The organism is Enterococcus sp. DIV1537a, assembly GCF_051712085.1.
GTDB classification, from domain to species: domain Bacteria; phylum Bacillota; class Bacilli; order Lactobacillales; family Enterococcaceae; genus Enterococcus; species Enterococcus faecalis.
Genome location: NZ_JBIOOE010000001.1, coordinates 834,326 through 860,000 on the forward strand (window position 1 = coordinate 834,326; position 25,675 = coordinate 860,000).

Annotated in this window: 19 protein-coding genes and 1 rRNA gene (1 of these 20 only partly in view); 18 read left to right on the forward strand and 2 right to left on the reverse strand. The window is 37.9% G+C overall.

Translation table 11 applies throughout. The features are described from left to right. Positions 1 to 28 precede the first annotated feature (28 nt). The 6 genes from IGJ41_RS04180 to IGJ41_RS04205 all read left to right on the forward strand — a co-directional run bounded on the left by IGJ41_RS04180 (position 29) and on the right by IGJ41_RS04205 (position 7,453). Positions 29 to 2,212, forward strand: a complete 2,184-nt coding sequence (locus IGJ41_RS04180) for an amidase family protein (protein ID WP_438713927.1) — start codon at positions 29 to 31, stop codon at positions 2,210 to 2,212. 79 nt (positions 2,213 to 2,291) lie between these two features. Next, positions 2,292 to 3,236: an aminoglycoside phosphotransferase family protein gene (locus IGJ41_RS04185; RefSeq protein WP_162783057.1), complete on the forward strand. Its 945-nt coding sequence runs from the start codon at positions 2,292 to 2,294 to the stop codon at positions 3,234 to 3,236. A gap of 42 nt (positions 3,237 to 3,278) precedes the next feature. Continuing rightward, on the forward strand, positions 3,279 to 3,932 hold the full coding sequence (locus IGJ41_RS04190; protein WP_002383434.1) for a DUF4767 domain-containing protein: 654 nt from the start codon (positions 3,279 to 3,281) through the stop codon (positions 3,930 to 3,932). Between the two features lie 109 nt (positions 3,933 to 4,041). Then, on the forward strand, positions 4,042 to 4,455 hold the full coding sequence (gene ndk / locus IGJ41_RS04195; RefSeq protein WP_002419116.1) for a nucleoside-diphosphate kinase: 414 nt from the start codon (positions 4,042 to 4,044) through the stop codon (positions 4,453 to 4,455). A gap of 159 nt (positions 4,456 to 4,614) precedes the next feature. Then, complete coding sequence (gene aspD, locus IGJ41_RS04200; RefSeq protein ID WP_104855471.1) at positions 4,615 to 6,225, forward strand: aspartate 4-decarboxylase; 1,611 nt, start codon at positions 4,615 to 4,617, stop codon at positions 6,223 to 6,225. Positions 6,226 to 6,367: 142 nt separating this feature from the next. Beyond that, positions 6,368 to 7,453 (forward strand): hypothetical protein, encoded by a 1,086-nt coding sequence (locus IGJ41_RS04205; RefSeq protein ID WP_002419118.1) that lies wholly within the window; start codon positions 6,368 to 6,370, stop codon positions 7,451 to 7,453. Positions 7,454 to 7,568: 115 nt separating this feature from the next. Here the strand turns inward: IGJ41_RS04205 and IGJ41_RS04210 are convergent, their stop codons facing one another. After that, positions 7,569 to 8,372, reverse strand: a complete 804-nt coding sequence (locus IGJ41_RS04210) for a Cof-type HAD-IIB family hydrolase (RefSeq protein ID WP_002383439.1) — start codon at positions 8,370 to 8,372, stop codon at positions 7,569 to 7,571. A 205-nt stretch (positions 8,373 to 8,577) separates the two neighbouring features. Between IGJ41_RS04210 and IGJ41_RS04215 the strand changes: the two genes are divergently transcribed. The 3 genes from IGJ41_RS04215 to IGJ41_RS04225 all read left to right on the forward strand — a co-directional run bounded on the left by IGJ41_RS04215 (position 8,578) and on the right by IGJ41_RS04225 (position 12,117). Then, positions 8,578 to 9,153, forward strand: a complete 576-nt coding sequence (locus IGJ41_RS04215; protein WP_002383440.1) for a DUF1361 domain-containing protein — start codon at positions 8,578 to 8,580, stop codon at positions 9,151 to 9,153. Positions 9,154 to 9,304: 151 nt separating this feature from the next. Beyond that, a complete protein-coding gene (locus IGJ41_RS04220; protein WP_010816394.1) occupies positions 9,305 to 10,711 on the forward strand; it encodes an NCS2 family permease in 1,407 nt (468 codons plus the stop codon). 209 nt (positions 10,712 to 10,920) lie between these two features. After that, on the forward strand, positions 10,921 to 12,117 hold the full coding sequence (locus IGJ41_RS04225; RefSeq protein WP_002381323.1) for a multidrug efflux MFS transporter: 1,197 nt from the start codon (positions 10,921 to 10,923) through the stop codon (positions 12,115 to 12,117). A 54-nt stretch (positions 12,118 to 12,171) separates the two neighbouring features. Here the strand turns inward: IGJ41_RS04225 and IGJ41_RS04230 are convergent, their stop codons facing one another. Then, complete coding sequence (locus IGJ41_RS04230; RefSeq protein ID WP_438713932.1) at positions 12,172 to 12,357, reverse strand: YjzD family protein; 186 nt, start codon at positions 12,355 to 12,357, stop codon at positions 12,172 to 12,174. 117 nt (positions 12,358 to 12,474) lie between these two features. On the opposite strand from IGJ41_RS04230, the gene dnaE reads away from it, so the two are divergent. The 9 genes from dnaE to IGJ41_RS04275 all read left to right on the forward strand — a co-directional run. Next, positions 12,475 to 15,804, forward strand: a complete 3,330-nt coding sequence (gene dnaE, locus IGJ41_RS04235) for a DNA polymerase III subunit alpha (RefSeq protein WP_153853872.1) — start codon at positions 12,475 to 12,477, stop codon at positions 15,802 to 15,804. 172 nt (positions 15,805 to 15,976) lie between these two features. After that, positions 15,977 to 16,939 (forward strand): 6-phosphofructokinase, encoded by a 963-nt coding sequence (gene pfkA, locus IGJ41_RS04240; RefSeq protein WP_002355947.1) that lies wholly within the window; start codon positions 15,977 to 15,979, stop codon positions 16,937 to 16,939. 64 nt (positions 16,940 to 17,003) lie between these two features. Further along, entirely contained in the window at positions 17,004 to 18,761 is a 1,758-nt protein-coding gene (pyk, locus tag IGJ41_RS04245; RefSeq protein WP_002355949.1) for a pyruvate kinase, read from the forward strand. A gap of 373 nt (positions 18,762 to 19,134) precedes the next feature. After that, positions 19,135 to 19,704: a YceD family protein gene (locus IGJ41_RS04250; protein ID WP_002363429.1), complete on the forward strand. Its 570-nt coding sequence runs from the start codon at positions 19,135 to 19,137 to the stop codon at positions 19,702 to 19,704. Between the two features lie 56 nt (positions 19,705 to 19,760). Continuing rightward, on the forward strand, positions 19,761 to 19,940 hold the full coding sequence (rpmF, locus tag IGJ41_RS04255) for a 50S ribosomal protein L32 (RefSeq protein ID WP_002355952.1): 180 nt from the start codon (positions 19,761 to 19,763) through the stop codon (positions 19,938 to 19,940). A gap of 204 nt (positions 19,941 to 20,144) precedes the next feature. Next, entirely contained in the window at positions 20,145 to 21,566 is a 1,422-nt protein-coding gene (gene gndA / locus IGJ41_RS04260; protein ID WP_002355953.1) for an NADP-dependent phosphogluconate dehydrogenase, read from the forward strand. Positions 21,567 to 21,723: 157 nt separating this feature from the next. Next, entirely contained in the window at positions 21,724 to 22,410 is a 687-nt protein-coding gene (locus tag IGJ41_RS04265) for a response regulator transcription factor (protein ID WP_002355954.1), read from the forward strand. Between the two features lie 10 nt (positions 22,411 to 22,420). Then, the gene (locus tag IGJ41_RS04270) at positions 22,421 to 23,950 is read left to right on the forward strand and encodes a HAMP domain-containing sensor histidine kinase (RefSeq protein WP_002416339.1); all 1,530 of its coding nucleotides are present in this window, start codon (positions 22,421 to 22,423) and stop codon (positions 23,948 to 23,950) included. Between the two features lie 767 nt (positions 23,951 to 24,717). After that, positions 24,718 to 25,675, forward strand: a 16S ribosomal RNA gene (locus IGJ41_RS04275); it runs 603 nt beyond the window's last position.

Genomic DNA, 25,675 nt, shown 5'->3' on the forward strand with positions numbered 1-25,675 from the left:
CTGTATTAATAGATAAAGGATGTGACTTATGAAGAAGTCGATTTTGTTCAAAAAGTTAGGGATTATTTTATTAATTAGCCAAACACTGGTAGGGGTACCAATGTTGGCACAAGAAAGTATACTAGAAACAACCGTTCAAACAGAGACGGAATCAGTAACAACAGAAACCAGTCAGACTGTAGCTAACTTGGAATCTGAAACTACTAGCCAAACGGTGATGCAGGAAAAAGAATCCTCTTCGGCAATCGCCGAAAGCAGTAGCGGAAATGTGGTTGCAGTAACCACTGAAACCACAAATGAGATACAAAATAGTGATACAGATGGAAAAGCTGTTTCTGCAGAGAGTGTTTTTTCAGAAGCAGATTATAAACAAGCAACTGCACTGGAGTTAGCAACTTTAGTAAGAGAAAAAAAGGTGACGAGCGAAGAATTAGTAAAAATTGCGTTGGCCATCACTAAACGTGAAAATCCTACATTAAATGCGGTCATTACTTTACGAGAAGAAGCGGCTTTGACAGAAGCAAAAGCTTTACAAGATACAGGTCAACCATTTCTAGGTGTGCCGCTCTTACTAAAAGGGTTAGGACAATCCTTGAAAGGTGAAAGCAACACGAACGGTTTTGGTTTTCTCCAAAATCAAGTAGCTGGTGGGACATCGACCTTTGTCAAAGCACTACAAAATGCCGGATTCATAATCATTGGTCAAACGAATTATCCAGAATTAGGTTGGAAGAATATTTCAGATTCAAAGTTATATGGCGTTTCCGTCAATCCATGGAATCCTAACTATTATTCAGGTGGTTCTTCAGGCGGAGCGGGTGCTAGTGTCGCCGCGGCATTTGTTCCCATTGCTTCTGGAAGTGATGCTGGTGGCTCTATCCGCATCCCTGCTTCTTGGACAGGCACCGTAGGCTTGAAACCTTCTAGAGGAGTAATCATTGGTAATTCTAATAGTGTAAAAGGTCAAACTGTTCACTTTGGTTTAAGTCGAACCGTGGCAGATACAAATGCATTATTTGAAACCTTATTAACCAAAAAAGATCTTCCTGCGGGACATTTAAGTCAAGCGCAACCCATTGCTTATACAACAGAATCCCCTGCCGGAACGCCTGTAAGTGCCGAAGCAAAAGAGGCGGTCGCTGAAGCTGTTGCTTTTTTAAAAGACCAAGGGTACACATTGGTTGAAGTGAAGCACCCTGTTGATGGGGAACGTCTAATGAAAAATTATTATACTGTAGCTGCTGGCTCAGCAGGAATTGCCGATTTTATGGCGCGGCAGAAATTGAAAAGACCGCTTGAACGAAATGATGTAGAACTGTTAACATGGGCGCTTTTTCAAACAGGAAAAAATATAACGAGTGAAGAGACAACTGCGGCTTGGACAGATATTGCTTTACAAGCACAAGCGATGGACGAATTTTATCAACAGTATCCTATCTTATTAACACCAACGACGGCTGCCACCGCACCTAGTATTGATAATCCGTTACTAAAGCCAGAACATGCAGCGCAGATGGAAAGAATTGATCAATTGTCACCAGCAGAACAAAAACAATTGATTTATGACCAATGGCTGACGGCGTTCACATATACACCGTTTACACAACAAGCAAATTTATTTGGACATCCAGCATTAAGTGTACCAACTTACGTTTCAAAAGAAGGACTGCCTTTGGGGATTCAATTTAATAGTGCATTAAATGAAGACCGAACATTGCTACAATTAGGTGCTTTATTTGAAAATAACCACAAGATAAATCAACCACATGTAGAAGAACCAGAAAAAGACAAAGAACCAGATGCAAGTGGCGAACCAGATAAGGATAAAGAACCAGATGCAAGTGGCGAACCAGACAAAGACAAAGAACCAGATGCAAGCGGCGAACCAGACAAAGACAAAGAAACAAAAACAAGTGAAGGACCAATCGAAGGAAAAGATCAAAACCAAAACCAAAACCCAGACAAAGCTGGAAAAACTACTAGTGAGTCATCCTTAGATAATTCGCTGAATTCATCAGTAAATCAGGGAACCAAATCAACAGAAAGTACGCATGCTTTTTCTAATAAAAGTATGATTGGGAAACAAGAACAGCTTCCCAAAAAAGTATTACCAAAAGCAGGTGCAGAAGTACCTAGTACTTTCTGGATTGTTTTAGGAGGAGCTTTCTTAGTAACGAGTGGAACGATTTATATAAGGAAAACTAGAAAATGATAACCAGTGAAGGCTGGAGACAATTTATCCCCAATTGTCTCCAGCCTTTTTTCTTTGGTATACTAAAACCAATAGGGAAATGGAGGCGAAAGTAATGAGGGCGTTTGAGAAGATTCCAGCGTTTCAGCAATGGCAAAAAGTTGAAGCTATTCACCGTGGTTGGTCAACTGATTTAAAGTTTAAAGTTACCAAAAATCAAGAAACCTTTTTATTGCGAATTTTTCAACAAGAAGAGTTATTAGCCAAACAACAAGAATATCAATTTATCAAAAAAGTAGCGGCGTTAGGATTTCCCAGTTCTAAACCTTTTTTATGTGCACCTATTCCTGAAAGTGAACAAGGATACATGTTATTAACGTATCTAGAAGGTGAAGACTTAAGCGATGTTTTACCCGCTCTTTCTCCCAAAAGACAACTGAACTTAGGCGTAGAAGCGGGCCGCTATTTAAACAAAATCCATAAGCTTTTGTTGCCTGAAAGGATTAGTCAAAGAGAGATTGCGCAAAATTTATACGAAAAAAAGCAGAGCCAACTAAATAAGTATAAGGAATCTCAATTTTGTATGCCGTACCAGCAGCCAATAATTTCATATTTAGAAAAACAATTACCATTATTGCAACAACGGCCTGTGGTTTATCAGCATGGAGATTTCCATGTGGGAAATTTTATTTACTTGCCAACTAGGCAGGTCGGTGTGATTGATTTTAATCGATGGGATTTTGGGGATCCTTATGAAGAATTTTACAAGTTACAATTTTTTTCAAGAAAGGTTTCGCCATTGTTTGCTTATGGTCAATTACAAGGTTATTTTGCTGGGAAAGTTCCTACCTTATTTTGGCAGTTTCAAAAGCTTTATACTTTTCACGCAGGACTCTATTCTTTAGTTTGGGCACTGAGCTTTGGTGAAAAAGAAATCAGGACTATGGAACAGCAATACCAACAATTACTAGAGGACTATAATTGTGGAGAATTACTAGTTCCCAAATGGTTTTCAACTATCCAAAGAAAGGGATTGAGATTTTAGGTTTATTTCGATAGAATAAAAATAAAAACAGGAGTTTAAGGAATGAAACTAAACGGGATTATTATGATAGCGGTTGTTGGAAGCGTTTTATCTGGCTGTGGTTGGCAAAAATCGAAAGAGGAATCACAGAAAGTGCGAACCGTACAAACAAACAATGTAAATACTGAAGAAACAAGAGCAATTTCAGCAACCGAAGTTAGTCAAACCACGGCGTTGGAATTAGAGCAAACAACGCAAACACAAGAATTAACTGAATTAGTTACAGAAGAAGGGACGATTTGGAATCAGCAAAAAGCAAAACAGTTAGGACAATACATGGAAACCTGGGGTCAAGAACGCAATCAGAACTATCAAGCGTACCAACCAGGTCACTCTGTAGCTTTTTACACGATTCAAGTGCCTGATGATTTATTGAGTTATGAACCTAAAATACAACCAGCTATTGGGAACAATCCCATTTGGTTAAATTGGTCAGAAACTGGCAACGAAGGGGGTTATTGTCTGGTGGCAGTATACTCTGACAGTGCGACACAAGTTGCCCAGAAGCATGTCTATTTATTTACTTTAGTGAATGGTGAAGCCAAAGTTTATGTGAGTAAAGAACAGCCAGTAGAAGAGCAACCTTATTTGTTTTTAAAAGAAACAAGTAATACAGAACTGAAAGAACAATTCACAAACCTTGTGAATAATCTTTAATTTTTTATTTAATCAAAAGGAAAAGAAAATTTATCATTGACAAAGTATCCGCTTTCATTTTATTCTGTAGCTACCCCTTGGGAAAGGGCAAAAGGAAGTTTTGAAAGGGATGGAAGAAAAAATGAAGGAAACAAGTTTAGTAATTATTAAGCCAGATGGCGTTGAACGAAAGTTAGTTGGCAAAATCATTCAACGTTTTGAAGATAAAGGTATTGACTTATTGCACCTTAAATTCGAACGACTAACAGTAGAAACAGTGAAGGAACACTATGAGCATTTAAAAGATGAACTATTTTTCCCTGAATTATTAGCCTATATGACAAGTGGCCCAGTGGTTGTGATGGTCGTTGTAGGGGACAATGTGGTTAAAAAAGTGCGTAAATTAGTTGGAGCAACGAATCCGTTAGATGCTGAAAGTGGCTCCTTACGAGCGGATTATGGGTTGTCTGTCACCAAAAATTTAATCCATGCTTCTGATTCTGTCCAATCAGCAAAAATTGAGATGCAACGGTTCTTTGGTTAATCAGCAAAAAAGAAGCAATCCTTTATTTTTTATAAAGGATTGTTTCTTTTTTATTAATTGTCAGAATATTCCGCTTAAATGGTTGACATCTGGAGGTAGAAGAGTAGTATAGACTACATACTAAATACTAAATGACTGTGTGTGCTTCAGGAGGATAAAATGATAACAAGTGATGAATTGACAGAAAACCTTAGTCCGTTTGAATTAAGTCTATTTTTAGAGAAGAAATTACATGAAGAAAATCATAATTTAGAAACATTGCTAAATGCAGGGCGAGGCAATCCTAATTGGACGGCGCCAACACCAAGGGAAGCCTTTTTTTTATTAGGTCAATTTGCTACAAAAGAAACCTTAAGAGAGGGGAGCGAACAAACGGCTGGTATGATTCAGCCAAGTTTTGGTAGAACGCAACGCTTCTTAAACTTTTTAGCAGAAAATCCTAGCAAAGGGGCAACCTTCTTACAAGAAATTTGGACAGCAGAGCATAACTATTTTGGGATGGATAAGGAAATGTGGTTAGATGCCATGTTAGACTATGTGATTGGGGATAATTATCCGAATCCTGTTCGTTGCTTGAAGGCGTGTGAACAACCGATTAAAGCATATTTAAATCAAGAATTATTTTCCAGTGAAGCACAACCCTTTGATATTTTTGCCGTTGAAGGTGGTACAGCAGGGATTTGTTACTTGTTTGATACGTTGGCAAATAATTATTTACTAGAAAAAGGTGATCGTATTGCGTTGTTATTACCAACGTTTGCTCCTTATCTAGAAATTCCAGAACTACCACGTTATGATTTTGACGTAGTTAAAATCAAAGCAGAGCAAATGATTATTGATGGAAAAACGACGTATCAATACTCAAACAAGGAAATTGATAAACTAAAAGACCCGTCCATCAAAGCGGTTTTTGTCGTAAATCCCAGCAATCCAACTGCTAATGCTATGGGAAAACCTACCATTGAACAAATCAAACAAATCGTTGCAGCGGATAACCCTAAGTTAATGATTTTAACAGATGACGTTTACGGAACCTTTGTGCCAGCTTTCCGTTCATTATTTACGGAGTTACCTTACAATACAGCTTGTATCTATTCTTATTCTAAATACTTTGGCGCTACCGGTTGGCGTGTGGGGACCATTGCGGTCAGCCAAGAGAACATCTTTGATCAATTATTAAAAGAATTGCCAGTGGCTCGAAAAATAGAATTACAGGCACGTTATGCTACATTGAATGCAGACACAAGCCAAATTAACTTTATCAGCCGCTTGGTCGCAGACAGCCGCGATATTGCGTTGAACCATGCAGCGGGACTTTCTTCTATTCAGCAAGCGATGATGGCTTTATTTAGTTTGTATGCTTTGTTAAAAGACGGTCAAGCATATAAAGACGAAGTGATGGATATTTGTCATACGCGTGAAAAGCTCTTGTTTCGCACCTTAGGCATTGAAGAGCCTTTAGCAAGTTTAAATACAGCATACTATTGTGAAATTAACTTTAGAGACTGGACAGAAAAACGTTATGGCCCAGAATTTTCAAGTTATTTAACGAAATCGTGGACGATCACAAAAGTATTAACCTCTTTAGCAGAAAAAGAAAAATTAATGCTTTTAAAAGCGGATGCTTTCGGGAGTGACAAATGGTCAGTTCGAATTTCTTTAGCCAATTTAGCTACTAACCAATATAGTGAAGTTGGTAAACGAATGATTCGCCTATCTGAACACATTAAAGAAGAGTGGTTGCGCCAAAAGCGCCAAGCAATTAAATAAAAAAACGCTAAGTCTCTTAAGCTGCAGGAGACTTAGCGTTTTTGTTTATTATTTATTCATTTTTCCGTCAGTTTTGGTTTATAAATGTTTGCTACACTGGAGATAAGAGGAAATTAAGCGTTTATAAAAAGGAGAAAAGTGAATGAAACATATTAAAGGAATGTTGGTTTTTATCGGATTATTTATTTTGGTTGGTTGTGCGCCAGATCAAGAGTCAACGAAACAAACAACAAGTGGACCGCAAGAGACAAAGCAAGTGAAGCAAGTTACCGTCACCAATCAAACGACTTCTGCGGTGGAAAAACAAGCGCCGACTAAAAATGACGAACTGATTGCTAATCAATTAACTTTTGATTCTCATGAATACACGTACGAAGTGGTTACAGGGGCCACACAAACGACATTTGGGACAACCCCACCAGCAAAATATACACCAGAAGAAAAAAAGGAAAAAATGTTTTGGTCCAATCAACCGCCTTTGGGATTAATGACGGGTAACTATTATAAAAATGAAGGTGTATTTACTGGCGGAAATTACGGCATTGTAGAGATTATTACGGAACCTGAAACGCAACGGATTCTGAATGTTGAGTTTACAGAGTTTGCTAGTGATCCTTATTACGATACACGCTATTCGGGTGTCAACAAACGCCTGTCGGATTATCCTGAATTTCAAGCAAGCAACACGCGTACAGACGATACGTTAGTCACCGTTGTTAATGGTATTACTTATGTAGAAAAACAAATGCGTGACGAAAATCGTGTCACAGGTAATTTTTATACGGTACGCGGTTCATCAACTTCTGCGCGTGAAGGTTTAATGCCTTTAGCAGCAGAGATGGACACTTGGCTAAAAGAGCCATCGAAAGAAACGTATATCGGTTACGCAGAAGATTTAGGTAATGGCCTAATCGGTCGACTTCAAGTGATAACAGAAGAGCAGAAAATAAAACATGTCAGCTATGATGAATACTTTTCAGATGAACAGGAAAAAATCACAGAAACAGCCCTGCGGCCTTTTTATCGTCAATCGAAATATTATTCACCAGGATATAATAAACAAACCAACAATTCTTTTATTCATTTTGTAGATGCACTAACAAAGGCCATTACGACACAACAAACTTTATCCGTTAACGAAGAACAAGAGCTACAGCATCCGTCTTTTACTACTTATCAAAGATTGGCTGAAAAAATCAGCACGTTTCAAAATTCATTGAAGGAATAAGAAAAACGAAAGTAGGGCATAAGTCGTTTCGACTTATGCCCTACTTTTGTAATCTTAAGATTATCAGCTAAACCAAAGTGAGTTCTTTTTAAAGAAATACTTTTATTTTAGCCTTTTATAGATCTAAATAATTTTCTAAGTAATCTGCTAAACCATCTTGATCATTTGTTTTTTCAGTGACATCGTTGGCTACGGATTTAATTTTATCCGTGGCATTGTTCATAGCAACACCCCAACCAGCATAACTTAACATTTCTTCGTCATTATGTTCATCGCCAAAAGCAATGATATCAGCTGGTTTGACAGATAAAAAGTTCGCCACTTGATCAACGCCATGGGCCTTTTGAATTCCTTTTGCGACCATTTCTAAAATAGGCATTGGACCGCCCCAAGTGCGGACATCAATATAATCACCATATTGTTTTGTCAATGTATCAGCAACTTTTTCAGCTTGGTTTGGCGTGGTCCGAACCATCATTGAGGTAGGATTGGTTCGTAAATTTTTAGCATTAAGTAAATTATCTAAGGTTGCTTTGGAAGCAAAAAATTTCGGATCGAACCCATCTAACGTATCGATATAAAATGTTTCTTTGTTTTCAGCAGCAACAAAATCTAATTGTAATTCTTTTTTCTGTGCCAAAATGTCAAAGACTAGGTCACGCTCAATATTGGCTTCGCTTTCCAAGTCCCATTTTTTCTCTGGAATGTGAACTAAAGCGCCGTTAAAGTTAACCATAGGGGTCGTTAGGCCAAGTTGTTGGTAAAATTGATGACTCATTCTATAGGGACGTCCAGTGGCAATACTGACGTAATGACCGTTGTCAATCGCTTTTTTTAGTGTTTGTTCGGTTTTTGGACTGATTAAAGACTGTGCATTTAATGTTGTGCCGTCTAAATCAATAGCAATTAATTTTTTCAAGTAAAAATTCCTCCTAAATGCCTTTTACTCAGTCTAGCATAAAACCGAAGATTATCAAGGGGAGAAGTATGTTCATTTATAAGGTTTAAAAAAAAGCTTAAGAAGCATGCTACACTAAAATAAACCGTTTGAAAAAGGAGCGCAGAGCATCTTGAAAAATTCTAGAAATTATTTACGAGTGATCACCTTAATCTATTGTATCTATATGTGGTTATTTGCTACGCATTTTCATTTTATGGCGTTGAACGTGTTGTTAGCCTATATTCCAATTGAACTTAGTTATCTTTTAAACGCAGAAAAACGTAAAAGGGATTGGTTGATAGGTTTTGCTTGGTTAATTTTTTATCCTAATGCGCCGTACCTATTTACGGATTTTTTTCATTTAGAAACGCTATCTATTTATCGAGGCTTTAATACGATTTTTGCAAACCAAATTGGTGATTGGTGGGCGTTTGTTTGCTTAACTAGCGGGATTGTTATATATGGACTTTTAGGGATGAAAACAGTAACAACTGTTAGCCAGAAATTGCAAAGTTATTGCGGCTATAGAACAATTATAGGCTTTCAAGCCAGCCTTCATTTCTTGTCTGCTTTGGCGATTTATGTTGGACGTTTTGATCGATTACACAGTGTCTATCTTTTTATGAATCCAATTGAAACAGTGAAAATTATCTTTTTTGACTGGTCCCTTCAAAAATTAATGTTTATTTTATTAATGATGTTTCTACAGATGCTGTTGTTTGGGCTAATCCAATTATTAGGAAAAGAAGAAGCAATGTAAAGCTTTTTCTTTTTTTATATCCGCAAAATACGAACATTATATAGATAAATATATATAATAGTTAATATTTTGTTGTAAAAAGATAGCGATTCTCTTATAATCAAAGAGTAATTATTCGAAAACATGGATTTTAAGGGAGAGAAGTGCAATTATGAATACGTTTTTCAAATTAAAGGAAAACAAGACAACGGTATCAACTGAAATAATGGCGGGGGTTACGACCTTTTTTGCAATGAGTTATATTTTATTTGTTAATCCGTCCATTCTTTCAGAAACAGGGATGCCTTTTCAGGCTGTTTTTTTAGCGACCATTATTGCTTCAATCATCGGTACATTAATTATGGGGCTGTTTGCTAATGTACCTTACGCTCAAGCACCGGGAATGGGACTCAATGCTTTCTTCACGTTTACGGTCGTTTTTGGGATGGGGTATACTTGGCAACAAGCATTAGCAATGGTTTTTATTTGTGGTTTGATTAATATTTTGATTACAGTGACAAAAATTCGCAAAATGATTATTAAAGCAATTCCAGAGAGTTTACAACATGCTATTGGTGGTGGGATTGGAATTTTTGTCGCTTATGTAGGGTTGAAAAATGCTGGCTTACTAAGTTTCACAGTACAAGCAGAACCTCAAAATGGTGTTGTGAATGGTTCGAGTATCGTGCCCGCTTTAGGAAATTTTGATAATCCAGCTATTATTTTGGCGGTAATTGGGTTAGTTTTAACAACGATTTTAGTTGTCACCAATGTTCGTGGGGCTATTTTAATTGGCATCGTGGTTACTACGTTAGTCGCAATTCCAATGGGGGTGGTAGACACTGCTTCGGTTGATTGGCATGCTAATTCGTTGGGCAATTCATTTCAAGAATTAGGTACAACTTTTGGCGCTGCTTTTGGTGCTGAGGGCTTACAGTCATTGTTTAGCGATTCTTCAAAAATTCCTCAAGTTTTAATGACCATTATTGCCTTCAGTTTATCAGATACGTTTGATACAATTGGAACATTTATTGGTACGGGACGTCGAACAGGAATTTTCTCTAAAGAAGATGAATTAGCTTTAGAAGATAGTAAGGGTTTTAGCACTAAAATGGACAAAGCTCTATTTGCAGATGCTATTGCAACATCTATCGGTGCGATTTTTGGTACATCGAATACGACAACTTATGTAGAAAGTGCAGCAGGAATCGGTGCGGGTGGTCGAACAGGTTTGACATCGGTAGTGGTAGCAATTCTATTTGCCCTAAGTAGTCTTTTTTCACCACTTATTGCTATTGTGCCGGCACAAGCTACGGCTCCAGCGTTAATTTTAGTGGGAATTATGATGTTAGCTTCTTTCAAAGACATCAATTGGACGGATTTAGAAGATGCGATTCCAGCATTTTTTGCTTCAATTTTCATGGGATTATGTTATAGCATCTCTTATGGGATTGCTGCTGGGTTCATCTTTTATGCAGTGGTGAAAGTAGTCAAAGGGAAAGCCAAAGAAGTTTCACCAATTATTTGGGTCATTGATGCGTTGTTTATCTTAAACTTTGTAATCTTAGCTATTTTATAGTAAACAGAAGTGAGGCTGAGATAACAGCGGTTAGCTTCGAAGGTGTTGCATTTATTCAGCTATTTATCTTAAGCCCAAGTGTTAAGAAGTCTGGCAGATTGGTCGTTTTGACCGGTCTGCCAGACTTTTTTTTAAAAGAATTTTCTTTTGAGAGATTCACTCTTTTAGAGTATAGTGGTAGGTGAAGAGGTGATAAGGTGGATAAAAGTATGAAAATAAAATGGAAGCAGAATTTATTAGTCGCATGGATTGGTTGCTTTTTTACAGGGGCGAGTATTAGCTTAGTTATGCCGTTTATTCCAGTATATGTTGAACAATTAGGGACGCCTAAGAGTCAAGTAGAGTTGTTTTCTGGATTGGCAATTTCTGTCACGGCATTTGCTGCTGCGATTGTTGCGCCGATTTGGGGAAATTTAGCTGATCGAAAAGGTCGGAAAATTATGATGATTCGGGCTGCAGCAGGAATGACGATCACAATGGGGGCGTTAGCGTTTGTCCCTAATGTATACTGGCTGCTGATTATGCGTTTTATGAACGGGATTTTATCCGGCTATATTCCTAACGCAACAGCGATGATTGCGTCGCAGGCGCCAAAAGAGAAAAATGGCTGGGCTCTAGGAACATTATCAACAGGTGCAATTGCTGGGACGTTAATTGCGCCATCGATTGGCGGTGCGTTGGCACAGTGGTTTGGAATGGAAAATGTCTTTATTATTACCGGCGTTATTTTATTCATTACAACGTTGTTGACTATCTTTTTAGTTAAAGAAGATTTTCAACCAGTTGAGAAAAAGGATTTATTAACGACGAAAGAAATTTTTAGTAAGATGGATCATGTTTCAGTATTGATTGGTTTGTTTGTGACTACGTTAATTTTACAATTAGGAATTACAAGTATCAGCCCAATCTTAACGCTATATATTCGATCTTTAAGTGGCGATACAGAGAATGTATTATTTGTTAGTGGTTTGATTGTTTCGATTGCCGGCGTTTCAGCAATTATTTCTTCTCCAACTTTGGGAAAAATTGGGGACCGCATTGGGAACCAAAAAGTTTTATTAGGCGGATTAATTCTTTCTTTTATTTGTTACATTCCCATGGCGTTTGTGCAAACACCTTTTCAGTTAGGCGTTTTACGATTCCTTTTAGGTTTTTCAACAGGCGCATTAATGCCATCAATTAATACGTTAATTAGTAAAATAACGCCAACGGAGGGCGTAAGTAGAGTTTATAGTTACAATCAGATGTGTAGTAATTTCGGTCAAGTTTTAGGACCGATGGTAGGGTCAACAGTTGCCCATGGTTTTGGCTATTCTTCTGTTTTTCTGGTAACCGCTTGTTTCGTTTTAGGAAACATTGGGTTGTCCTTCTTTAATTTCCGAAAAGTTTTAAATAAAAAGCTCTAAACAGTTGAAAAGATAAAAAAACCAGTTACAATAACTTTAGTAACTGGTTTTTTCTTATTTAACAGGTTTGGTTTCTTTCGGTACTGCAAAGTGTGCAATTAATAAAATAATACCGGCTGTTGCCAACGATAGAATCGTTGTCATTTTAAAGTCGTATGAACCACCAGATAATGCACCGCCGATATATCCAACGACTTGGCCTAATGCGAAGGTCCAGAAAAATACAACAAGATAACGCATATGAGCACCTCTTTTCTAGCTCTTAGTTTAGCATATTTTCTTTAAAAGTAAAGAATCCGCGATAGGAAAATAAGAGAAGAGGCAAAAAATAGCAAGGATTCAAAAAGGAGCTGTCCAATGTCATTTCCACAATTACATACCGTTACTTCCTATTCGCTTTTATCTAGTACGGTTAGGATTCGTTCCTATGTAAAACAAGCGAAAGCGTTAGGTTATCAAACATTAGCGATTACCGATATCAATGTCTTGCATGGGGCGGTTGAATTTTATGAAGCATGCCAAGAAGCGGGAATTCAACCAATTATCGGTTTAAGATTAGAATATACCCCAGCAGAAAAAGAAGGGCATTCCGAATTGCTTTTATTTGCTAAAAATTTAAAAGGGTATCAGCAATTAATGCAACTATCTAGCAGCAAAATGACGACAGAGGGTCCCTTTTACTTAGCAGAACATCAATCCTTATTAAGTGATTTATTTGCCGTGACTTTGTCAGCTAAAGGAGAAGTCGCCCAAACATTTTTTGAAGATGAACAACAAGCGGTTCACGCTTTCCAACAACTTGCTTCATATTTTGATCCCCAGTCGTTATTTGTTGAACATTCTTTTTCAATGAATCAACAACGCAATCCAGCGCTCTTTTCTTTTTACCAAAGAGAACAATTACCTGGCGTGGCTTTGCAAGAGGTACGTCATTTAACAAGGGAAGAAGGCTTTGCCGTAACTGTTCTTGAGAGCATCAAAGAAAATAATCAATTGAATATTACAAGCCAAACACCGGAAATAGAAGGTCTGAATTACTTGCGTGAAGCAGAGACGACGATGGAACAAATGCTTCAAATAGCTGGTGCAGAAGTGGTCCAGAATACGATTCAGCTAGCTGAAAATTGCCGAGTTGACATTCCTTTACATCAAAAATTATTACCGCATTTTCCTGTGCCTGATAATCAAACGGCTGGTTCTTATTTACGCACATTGTGTTTAGAAAAATTACCAGAAAGAGTGCCTCATCTAAATGAAGTTTACCAAAAACGATTAGAAAAAGAGTTAACCATCATTCACAATATGGGCTTTGATGATTACTTTTTAATCGTTTGGGATGTGATGGACTTCTGTCATAACAATCAAATTGTTACAGGCGCTGGCCGAGGTTCAGCTGCGGGCTCTTTAGTGTCCTATGTGTTATCAATTACAGATGTAGATCCAATCAAATATGATTTGCTTTTTGAACGTTTTTTGAATCCAGAACGCTACACGATGCCCGATATTGATTTAGATATTCCTGATAATCGGCGGGAGGAAGTTTTAGCTTATGTCAGTCAAAAATACGGTCATTATCACATGGCGCAAATTGCCACGTTTGGTACGATGGCTGCGAAAATGGTTTTACGGGACGTTGCACGTGTTTTCGGGTTGTCACAGAGTGAAGCGAATCGTTGGTCGGCAGCTGTCCCCAACAAGCTGAAAATTACGTTAGAAGAAGCGTACCAAGAGTCGAAACGGATGCAAGAATTGGTCAATTTTTCGCCAAATAATCAATTGCTCTATAAAACAGCTGTTCAGCTAGAAGGATTGCCTCGTCATGTTTCTACGCACGCAGCAGGTGTGGTAATTAGTGATGAAAATCTTTTGAATTTGGTTCCGTTACAACTAGGATCGAATGAAATTTTATTGACCCAATTTACTATGAATGATGTTGAAAAAATTGGTCTTCTGAAAATGGATTTCTTGGGCTTAAGAAATTTATCCATCATTGATGATACCCTCACAGCTGTTAAACGCGTCTATAATCAAACCATTCGTTTAAATCAGATTCCATTAGATGACGAAACAACGCTGGCTTTATTTAGAAAAGGGGAAACAAGTGGTGTTTTCCAGTTTGAATCTGCTGGAATTCGGAATGTATTAAGAAAATTAGGACCAACTAGCATTGAAGATATTGCTGCTGTCAATGCCTTGTATCGTCCTGGTCCGATGCAAAATATTGATGTTTTCATCCGCCGGAAAAAAGGCTTGGAACAAATTAGTTATCCAGAGCCTAGTCTCGCCCCCATTTTAGAAAATACGTACGGAATTATTGTTTACCAAGAGCAGATTATGCAAGTTGCTGCGAAAATGGCAGGCTTCTCTTTAGGGCAAGCTGACATTTTACGTCGGGCCATTAGTAAAAAGAAAAAAGATGTGCTAGATGAAGAACGGAATCATTTTGTTAATGGTGCGTTACAACAAGGCTATCCCCAAGAAACAGCTAACCAAGTGTACGATTATATTGAGCGCTTTGCTAATTATGGCTTTAACCGCTCGCATGCATTTGCCTATTCCTTTATTGGTTTTCAAATGGCTTACTTGAAGGTTCATTATCCGAGTGCTTTTTATGTCGCATTGTTGCATTCTGTTCGTCATAATCCAACAAAAATTAAAGAATATATTGGCGAAGCTAGAAAAAACAAGCAGACGATTTTGCAGCCGTCAATTAACCAAAGTCACTACAGCTTTTACCTAAATCAGCAACAGCAAATTTTATTTGGTTTTAGTTCTTTAAAAGGAATCCGCCGAGACTTCATTCAAAATATTTTAAATGAACGCCGAGAAAATGGACCGTACAAAACGTTCGATGAGTTTCTTTTGCGAATTGACCGTAAGTGGTTGAAAGTTGAAAATATCGAACCATTGATTGCCATCGGTGCATTTGACGAAATTGCGCCTAATCGCCGTCAATTAGCGGTAGGTTTAGAGAGTAATATCCAAAGTATTCTTCTCAGCGGTGGTAGTATGGATTTGTTAGAAACGTTGAAGCCCAAGGAAGAAGAAATTGCCGATTATCCGCTAGAAGAGCGACTAGAACAAGAAGAACAATATTTAGGGGTCTATTTATCAGGACATCCGACAGAAGAGTTCAAAAAAACACGCTTAGCCAAGCAAACGCAACTTGTTCATGAACTTGTTGAAAATCAGCCCACGAAATTATTGATTTATGTCAAAAACATTCGGACGATTCGGACCAAAAAGGGAGAACAAATGGCCTTTGTTGATGGGGATGATACAACAGGAAGTATTTCACTAACGTTGTTCCCAACTGTTTTTCGCCAGTTAAGACAGAGTGTCGAGAAAGGGCAAGTTTATTATGTGGAAGGAAAAGTGGAACGCAGTACGTACAATCAAGAATTGCAAATATTGGTTCAACGAATAGAAAAAGCGCAACAAGTAGAAACATCAATTAGTGACGAAACGTGTTTTATCAGAATTACAAAAGATGTCGAACAAACGGGCGTTTTTCAGAAAATGAAAGAGGTACTCAGTCGTCACGCTGGACACATTCCAGTGATTGTCTATTTTGAAAAAACAGGTAAGAAAATAGTATTAAATGAAGAAAATTGGGTCGCTCATACAAGCGCTAGTCAGCAACAATTAGCTTACGTTTTAGGCGAGCAAAACGTCATTTTCAAATGATTTACGGTAAAAAATACTAGTTGTTTTCAACTTTTTTCATTTTTTTCTTCTTAACTCAAGACATTTTGGTTCTTTAATGGTAAAATGAATGACGTAATATTTTTGTATATCAATTTTTGCGAAAAGGTTTCTTTTGGCAGTTGAAAGTATATTATATGAGGTGAAATAGCGAATGAAACGCATTGGTATTTTAACCAGCGGGGGAGATGCCCCTGGAATGAACGCTGCAATTCGTGCAGTCGTACGCAAAAGTATTTTTGATGGAATCGAAGTTTACGGTATTAACTATGGATTTGCCGGTTTAGTCGCAGGCGACATCCGTCGTTTAGATGTTGCTGACGTTGGCGATAAGATTCAACGTGGTGGAACATTCTTGTACTCTGCTCGTTATCCTGAATTTGCTACTGAAGAAGGGCAATTAAAAGGAATCGAACAATTGAAAAAATTCGGTATTGAAGGCTTAGTTGTTATTGGTGGAGACGGTTCTTATCATGGCGCAATGGCTTTGACAAAACGTGGTTTCCCGGCTGTTGGAATTCCTGGAACAATTGATAATGATATTCCTGGAACAGATTTCACAATCGGTTTTGATACAGCGATTAACACTGTTTTGGAATCAATTGACCGAATTCGTGATACAGCAACTTCTCATGTTCGTACATTCGTTATCGAAGTAATGGGACGTAACGCTGGTGATATCGCATTGTGGTCAGGCGTGGCAGGCGGAGCAGATGAAATCATTATTCCTGAACATGATTTTGATATGAAAAACGTTGCCAAACGCATTCAAGAAGGCCGTGACCGCGGGAAAAAACATTGCTTAATCATTTTAGCAGAAGGCGTAATGGGCGGAAATGAATTTGCTGATAAACTTTCTGAATACGGTGATTTCCATACGCGTGTATCAATTTTAGGACACGTGGTTCGTGGGGGCTCGCCAAGTGCTCGTGACCGTGTATTAGCAAGTAAATTTGGGTCATATGCTGTTGAACTTCTAAAAGAAGGCAAAGGCGGTTTATGTATCGGTATGTTAGATAACCAAGTAGTTGCAGCTGATATTATTGACACGTTAGAAAACAATAAACACAAACCAGATTTATCTCTTTATGAGTTAAATCATGAAATTTCTTTTTAATCTTGTATATTAGCTAATCTTATTAGCTTTGTATAAACAAATTTGGAATAGGAGCGTTTTAGTAATGAAAAAAACGAAAATCGTATGTACGATTGGACCAGCTAGTGAATCCGTTGATATGCTAGTAAACTTAATTAATGCAGGTATGAATGTTTGCCGTTTGAACTTTTCACATGGTGACTACGAAGAGCATGGTGCTCGTATTAAAAACATTCGTGAAGCTGTAAAAATTACAGGGAAACGCGTAGCGATCTTACTAGATACAAAAGGTCCTGAAATCCGCACAAATGACATGGAAAATGGCGCAATCACAATGAAAATTGGTGATTCAGTACGTATTTCTATGACAGAAGTTTTAGGAACAAATGAAAAATTCTCAATCACTTATCCAGAATTAATCAATGATGTAAACGTAGGTTCACACATTCTTTTAGATGATGGTTTAATCGATTTAGAAGTAACTGATATCGACCGTGATGCAAACGAAATCGTAACAGTTGTTAAAAACGAAGGCGTCTTGAAAAACAAAAAAGGCGTTAACGTACCAGGCGTTTCTGTAAACTTACCAGGGATCACTGAAAAAGATGCTAACGATATCCGTTTCGGAATTGGTCAAGGAATTGACTTTATCGCAGCTAGCTTCGTTCGTCGTGCTTCTGACGTTTTAGAAATCACTAAAATTTTAGAAGAAGAAAACGCAACACACATCCAAATCATTCCTAAAATCGAAAACCAAGAAGGTATCGATAATATCGATGAAATCTTAAAAGTTTCTGATGGTTTAATGGTTGCTCGTGGTGACATGGGTGTTGAAATTCCAACAGAAGATGTTCCAGTTGTCCAAAAAGCTTTAATTAAAAAATGTAATGCTTTAGGTAAACCAGTTATCACTGCAACACAAATGTTAGATTCAATGCAACGTAACCCACGTCCAACACGTGCGGAAGCAAATGACGTAGCAAATGCAATCTACGATGGAACAGATGCAGTAATGTTATCAGGCGAAACTGCAGCAGGGGATTACCCATTAGAAGCTGTTCAAACAATGGCTCGTATTGCAGTTCGTACAGAAGAAACATTAGTTAACCAAGATTCATTCGCATTGAAATTATATAGCAAAACAGATATGACTGAAGCAATCGGACAATCTGTTGGCCATACAGCACGTAATTTGGGTATCCAAACAATCGTTGCGGCAACAGAATCAGGCCATACAGCACGTATGATCTCTAAATACCGTCCAAAAGCACATATCGTTGCAATTACGTTCTCAGAACAAAAAGCACGTAGCTTATCATTATCATGGGGTGTTTACGCAACAGTTGCTGACAAACCATCAAGCACAGATGAAATGTTTAATTTAGCTTCAAAAGTATCACAAGAAGAAGGTTATGCTTCAGAAGGTGATTTAATCATTATCACTGCTGGTGTTCCAGTTGGCGAAAAAGGCACAACAAACTTAATGAAAATTCAAATGATCGGTTCTAAATTAGTTCAAGGTCAAGGTGTCGGCGAAGAAGCAATTATTGCAAAAGCCGTTGTTGCAGGAACTGCTGAAGAAGCAGTTGCTAAAGCGACTGAAGGAGCTATTTTAGTTACAAAAACAACAGATAAAGAATACATGCCTGCAATTGAAAAAGCATCAGCATTAGTTGTTGAAGAAGGTGGTTTAACTTCTCATGCAGCTGTTGTAGCGATTGCACAAAATATTCCAGTTATCGTAGGTGCTGCAGATGCAACATCATTAATTAATAATGACGAAGTGATTACTGTTGATCCTCGTCGTGGTATTGTTTACCGCGGAGCAACAACAGCTATCTAAGTCTAATTAATTCAATCATTTGATTTTAAGCAATATGTACTCGGACGCAAAGCTGGGACAAACCGATTCGTCAGTTTGTCTCAGCTTTTTTTACAAGGAAGACAGTAGTACGAAATGTTCAGAAAACACGTATTCAGTAAATAAAGAGTTGGGCGCAAATAGTAAAATTATGTCTGAGTTTTAAATTATTTATGTTATTTCACACAAAAATTTTGTTATTTAATTAAATAAGCGCTAAGTTATCTTCAACAGAAAAACAATTATAAAAAAAACGAAAGAAAAACAGGAAATAAGAAAGGGCTGTCAAGAAAATTTCATTGACAAAGCTTTCATACCCCTGTATAATAGCTTTTGTTGCTTAGGAGTGATAATTATGAAGTGGTCTTTGTTAGAATTAAATAAATACAAAGAAGAGCCGCTAGTGTTTTCAGAAACATTGCATCTTAAAGAAGAGCTTCTTCAACGAGATGATACCTTGTTGGATGTAAGTCCAATCAAAGTAGAAGGCTTATTAGCAGTCAATAAATCAGAATATTTACTTCATTACACTATTCAGGTAACTGTAACCGTTCCTTCATCCCGTTCTTTAGAACCTGTGGCTTTGCCAATGCAAATCACGGTCGATGAAGTCTTTATGACAAAAGAACAAATGGATACAAGAGATGAACGATTTGCAGCTGAAGAGATTATTTTATTGGACAAGCCAACAATTGATTTAGATGAATCTGTCGAAGACAACATTCTATTGTCCATTCCAATTCAAGTGCTTACAGAAGAAGAACAAAACAGTCAAGAAATGCCAAGTGGCAATGACTGGGAAGTGATTTCAGAAGAAGCATATTTGGAAAGTAAGCAGAAAGCAGCAGAACAAACAGTGGATCCTCGTCTGGCTAAACTATCAGAATTACTCAGCGATAATGCTGAAGAGGAAGATAACAGCTAGGTTGGAATATATTGTGTATGTAAATACACGCATCTTTACAAGGAGGTGGAACAACAATGGCAGTACCAGCTAGAAGAACTTCTAAAGCGAAAAAAGCAAAACGTCGCACACACTACAAATTAACAATCAAAGGCTTAAATGCATGCTCAAACTGTGGTGAAATGAAAAAAAGCCATCACGTATGTCCAGCATGTGGTCACTACGATGGAAAAGACGTAATGTCTAAAGAAGCATAAGCATAAAAACATTTTTTGAAATGTTGAATCCCCTAGGCTAACCATGGAGCCTAGGGGATTTGTATTTTTTTAAGAAAATATGAAGAAATTGGAAATTTATTGGCACTATATTGTTTTCATATGAAAGATAGTGCGTTATAATAGTGAGGATTATAAGAGAATGCTCATAGAATTTTCGTTGATTATAATATAGGAGGTCATAAAATGACAAAACAACAATTTGGCGTAGTCGGCATGGCTGTCATGGGAAAAAATCTTGCTTTAAACATTGAAAGCAGAGGCTATACAGTTGCGCTGTATAACCGTACAGGATCAAAAACAACAGAAGTGGTTGAAGAACATCCTGACAAAAACTTTCAAGCAACATACTCAATTGAGGAATTTGTGAATGCAATTGAAAAACCTCGTCGAATTATGTTGATGGTTAAAGCTGGACCTGCAACAGATGCGACAATCCAAGAATTGTTACCACACCTTGATAAAGGCGACATCTTAATTGATGGCGGTAATACGTTCTTCAAAGACACAATGCGACGTAATGAAGAACTAGCAAACTCAGGAATTAACTTTATTGGTACTGGCGTTTCTGGCGGAGAAGAAGGAGCCTTGAAAGGACCATCTATCATGCCTGGCGGACAAAAAGAAGCGTATGAGTTAGTTGCGCCAATTCTTGAAAAAATTTCAGCTAAAGCAGAAGACGGTGAACCATGTGTGACTTACATTGGCCCAAATGGTGCTGGACATTATGTAAAAATGGTTCATAATGGGATTGAATATGGGGACATGCAATTAATTGCTGAATCCTACGATTTAATGAAACAAATCTTAGGTTTATCTGTTGATGAAATGGCAGAGATTTTCAAAGAATGGAACGAAGGCGAATTAGACAGTTACCTTATTGAGATCACGGCTGACATTTTGACACGTAAAGATGATGAAGGAACCGACCAACCAATCGTTGATGTTATTCTTGATGCAGCAGGCAACAAAGGAACAGGTAAATGGACAAGCCAAAGTGCGTTAGATCTTGGCGTACCATTACCATTAATTACAGAATCAGTATTTGCACGTTTTATTTCGGCTTACAAAGAAGAACGCGTAAAAGCAAGTGGCATTTTATCAAAACCTGCAGCCTTTAACTTTGCAGGCGATAAAAAAGAATTGATTGAAAAAATTCGCGAAGCATTATACTTTAGTAAATTAATGAGCTATGCGCAAGGTTTTGCACAACTCCGTGCAGCTTCTGAAGAATACGGATGGGATTTACCATTTGGTGAAATTGCAAAAATCTGGCGAGCAGGTTGCATTATCCGTGCACAATTCTTACAAAAAATTACCGATGCATATGAAAAAAATCCAGCACTTGAAAACTTGTTGTTAGATGAATACTTCGTAGAAATTACGAAAAAATATCAACAAGCCGTTCGTGAAGTTGTTGCGATTGCTGTTCAAGCAGGTGTTCCTGTACCAACATTCTCATCTGCAATTGCTTATTACGATTCTTATCGTTCAGATCGCTTACCAGCGAATTTAATTCAAGCACAACGTGATTACTTCGGTGCTCATACGTACGAACGCACAGACAAAGAAGGAATCTACCATTATAGCTGGTACAACGAAGAATAAACACGCTGGAGACCATGAGTGTGGCTCACCATGCTCATGGTTTTACTGTGGCTTAAAAAAGAACCAGACAGATTGAGTAGTAATTCTCTAATAAGTAGTAAGGAATAAAAAGGTTGAGCTTGAGTATAGCTTTTAAAGAGAAAGGACAATTAATCAAATGAGCAACATTTTAATTATTGAAGATGAAAAGAACTTAGCGAGATTCGTTGAGCTTGAATTAAAACATGAGGGGTATACGACAGAAGTACACTACAATGGTCGTACAGGATTGGAAGCCGCTCTTAACAACGAATGGGATGCTATCCTTCTTGATTTGATGTTACCAGAATTGAATGGATTAGAAGTATGTCGCCGTGTTCGCCAAGTGAAAAATACACCAATTATTATGATGACTGCGCGTGATTCAGTAATTGACCGTGTTTCTGGTTTAGACCATGGAGCGGATGATTATATTGTTAAACCATTTGCAATTGAAGAACTGTTAGCTCGTTTACGTGCGTTACTTCGTCGTATTGATATTGAGGGCGATAAAAACGTTGCAAAACAAACAACGATTACATATCGTGACTTAACAATTGAAAAAGAAAATCGTGTCGTTCGTCGTAATTCTGAAATGATTGAATTAACAAAACGCGAATACGAATTACTATTAACGCTAATGGAAAACGTGAACGTTGTCTTGGCACGTGATGTGTTACTAAATAAAGTTTGGGGCTATGAAACAGAAGTAGAAACAAACGTTGTGGATGTATATATCCGCTACTTGCGAAATAAAATTGACGTACCTGGAGAAGAAAGCTACATCCAAACTGTCCGTGGAACTGGCTACGTTATGCGTTCGTGAGAACTAATTAATGAAAAGAACGATTAAAAAAGAACTGGAAGGCCCATCTTTAACTATAAAGTGGGCTTTCGCAAGTTCTTTCTTTATATTTGTAGTTTTTACCATTTTTGCGGTGATTACCTATAAGTCTTCTGTCAGTCTTATTGTTGCCAAAGAAAAGGAAAATGTCGAAGCAACGATTGCAGAAGTAACAAATCGATTAGCTAATGCCAATGAAAATTTAACGGTAACAGACGTTTTTGACTATTTAAAAACGCCGAGTGAAAGAGATGAAAACTACTATAATAAGCATACAGCAGTAGAAGGTTCGTTTATGGAAATGGACAGTTTCATATCTGAACTAGGACAACCAGAACTTTATTTATCTGTGTATGACACAAACCAAAAGCTAGTTTTTAAAACACAAAATGAATATGATAAGTTATTACAATTGGATCGACAATTACCTGTTGTTCGAACCGTGTTTGATAAAACCGGTTTTTATTCCGTGGAACCTATTTTTTCAAAAGAAACACGAGAAAAGATTGGCTATATTCAAGCGTTTTATGAACTTTCTTCTTTTTATGAAATTCGTAATCATTTATTATTAACACTTGTAGTTTTAGAAGTGATTTCTCTGATTGTAAGTAGTGTCTTAGGCTTTATCCTCTCTTCTTATTTCTTAAAACCATTAAAAGTATTGAGAGACACGATGGATACAATCCGCAAAGACCCGCAATCAGATGTCCACATGCCGGAGATTAATACGAGAGATGAGTTAGCAGATATCTCGGAAATCTTTAATGAAATGTTAGATCGTATGAGACGCTATATCGAACAACAAGAGCAGTTTGTTGAAGATGTTTCCCATGAATTAAGAACGCCCGTTGCGATTATGGAAGGCCATTTAAACCTTTTAAATCGTTGGGGAAAAGACGATCCTGAAATTTTAGATGAATCATTAAAGGCCAGTTTACAAGAAATTAGTCGAATGAAGAGTTTGGTCCAAGAAATGCTTGACCTTTCACGCGCTGAACAAGTGGACACCCAATATGCAAATGAACGAACAGATGCTAAACAAGTAGTCTACCAAGTATTCAATAACTTCCAATTGGTTTATCCTGAGTTTCATATCACATTAGATGACGATTTACCAACCGAAGTTGAGCTGAAAATCTATCGTAATCACTTTGAACAATTGCTAATTATTCTATTAGATAATGCGATTAAATATTCAACCGATCGAAAAGAAGTGCATATTTCCATTTCTCGAACGATGAATGAATTTGAAATAGCTGTGCAAGATTTTGGTGAAGGAATCACTGAAGAAGACTTGGAGAAAATATTTGATCGATTCTACCGAGTAGATAAAGCCCGTGCAAGAAATAAAGGCGGTAATGGCTTAGGACTATCGATTGCAAAACAATTAGTCGAAAACTATAAAGGACGTATTGATGCAGAAAGCGTATTGCATCAAGGAACGATTTTTAGAATTTTTATTCCAATCGCTGGAATAAAAGAAGAGGAGGTCGGGACAGAACCGTTTAGCTCCGAGAAATAAGAAGAAATTTCCGAAAATTGCTCTTTAATTTTTGGATAATTTCGGCTTATTTCCGAAGGAGTTGGTTCTGTTCCCGCCGTTTATCAGTTTTTGAGCGTGGAGCAAAAATCCAAAGTGATTTTTGTCCCACACTTTTTTTTACGAATGATTAACGAACATTTCAGTAAGAGAAAAGGGATTATAAGATAAAGAAACGAATGTTTTCTTTGCAGAAAATATTCATCGTTCGAAATTGAAAAAAATGTTATTTTTCTGCAAAATAATAGTTGCGTTTTAGAAAAATCCTTGGTATATTAATATCTGTTCTGACAAACAGTTCGTTAAGAAAAAAGTTTTAAAAAGTTAAAAATTTTTCTTGACGAAAAGATAAATAACATGTTAGAATAACAAAGTCGTTAAAGAGATTGCTTTTAAATCAATCGTTTGATCAAAAAAACTTGTTATAAAATAACAAAAAAGTTTTAAAAAGTTGTTGACAAATAACTGAGATAATGATAAGATATAGAGGTTGTCACAACAGACGGCAACGACCGAGCAAAACAACTTAAAAAAACTTTTTCAAAAAAGTTCTTGACATTCAAACGAAAGTTTGTTATGATATAAAAGTTGCTGCGAGGTAACGTAGACCTTTGAAAACTGAACAAAGAATAGACGAACCAAATGTGTAGGGCGTCTTGATTCAATTCAAGACAACAAACATTTTTAACAAGCAAGCAATATGCTAGCAAACAAATTGAGCTTAACAATCGCAAGATTGTTCTAACTTTTATTATGAGAGTTTGATCCTGGCTCAGGACGAACGCTGGCGGCGTGCCTAATACATGCAAGTCGAACGCTTCTTTCCTCCCGAGTGCTTGCACTCAATTGGAAAGAGGAGTGGCGGACGGGTGAGTAACACGTGGGTAACCTACCCATCAGAGGGGGATAACACTTGGAAACAGGTGCTAATACCGCATAACAGTTTATGCCGCATGGCATAAGAGTGAAAGGCGCTTTCGGGTGTCGCTGATGGATGGACCCGCGGTGCATTAGCTAGTTGGTGAGGTAACGGCTCACCAAGGCCACGATGCATAGCCGACCTGAGAGGGTGATCGGCCACACTGGGACTGAGACACGGCCCAGACTCCTACGGGAGGCAGCAGTAGGGAATCTTCGGCAATGGACGAAAGTCTGACCGAGCAACGCCGCGTGAGTGAAGAAGGTTTTCGGATCGTAAAACTCTGTTGTTAGAGAAGAACAAGGACGTTAGTAACTGAACGTCCCCTGACGGTATCTAACCAGAAAGCCACGGCTAACTACGTGCCAGCAGCCGCGGTAATACGTAGGTGGCAAGCGTTGTCCGGATTTATTGGGCGTAAAGCGAGCGCAGGCGGTTTCTTAAGTCTGATGTGAAAGCCCCCGGCTCAACCGGGGAGGGTCATTGGAAACTGGGAGACTTGAGTGCAGAAGAGGAGAGTGGAATTCCATGTGTAGCGGTGAAATGCGTAGATATATGGAGGAACACCAGTGGCGAAGGCGGCTCTCTGGTCTGTAACTGACGCTGAGGCTCGAAAGCGTGGGGAGCAAACAGGATTAGATACCCTGGTAGTCCACGCCGTAAACGATGAGTGCTAAGTGTTGGAGGGTTTCCGCCCTTCAGTGCTGCAGCAAACGCATTAAGCACTCCGCCTGGGGAGTACGACCGCAAGGTTGAAACTCAAAGGAATTGACGGGGGCCCGCACAAG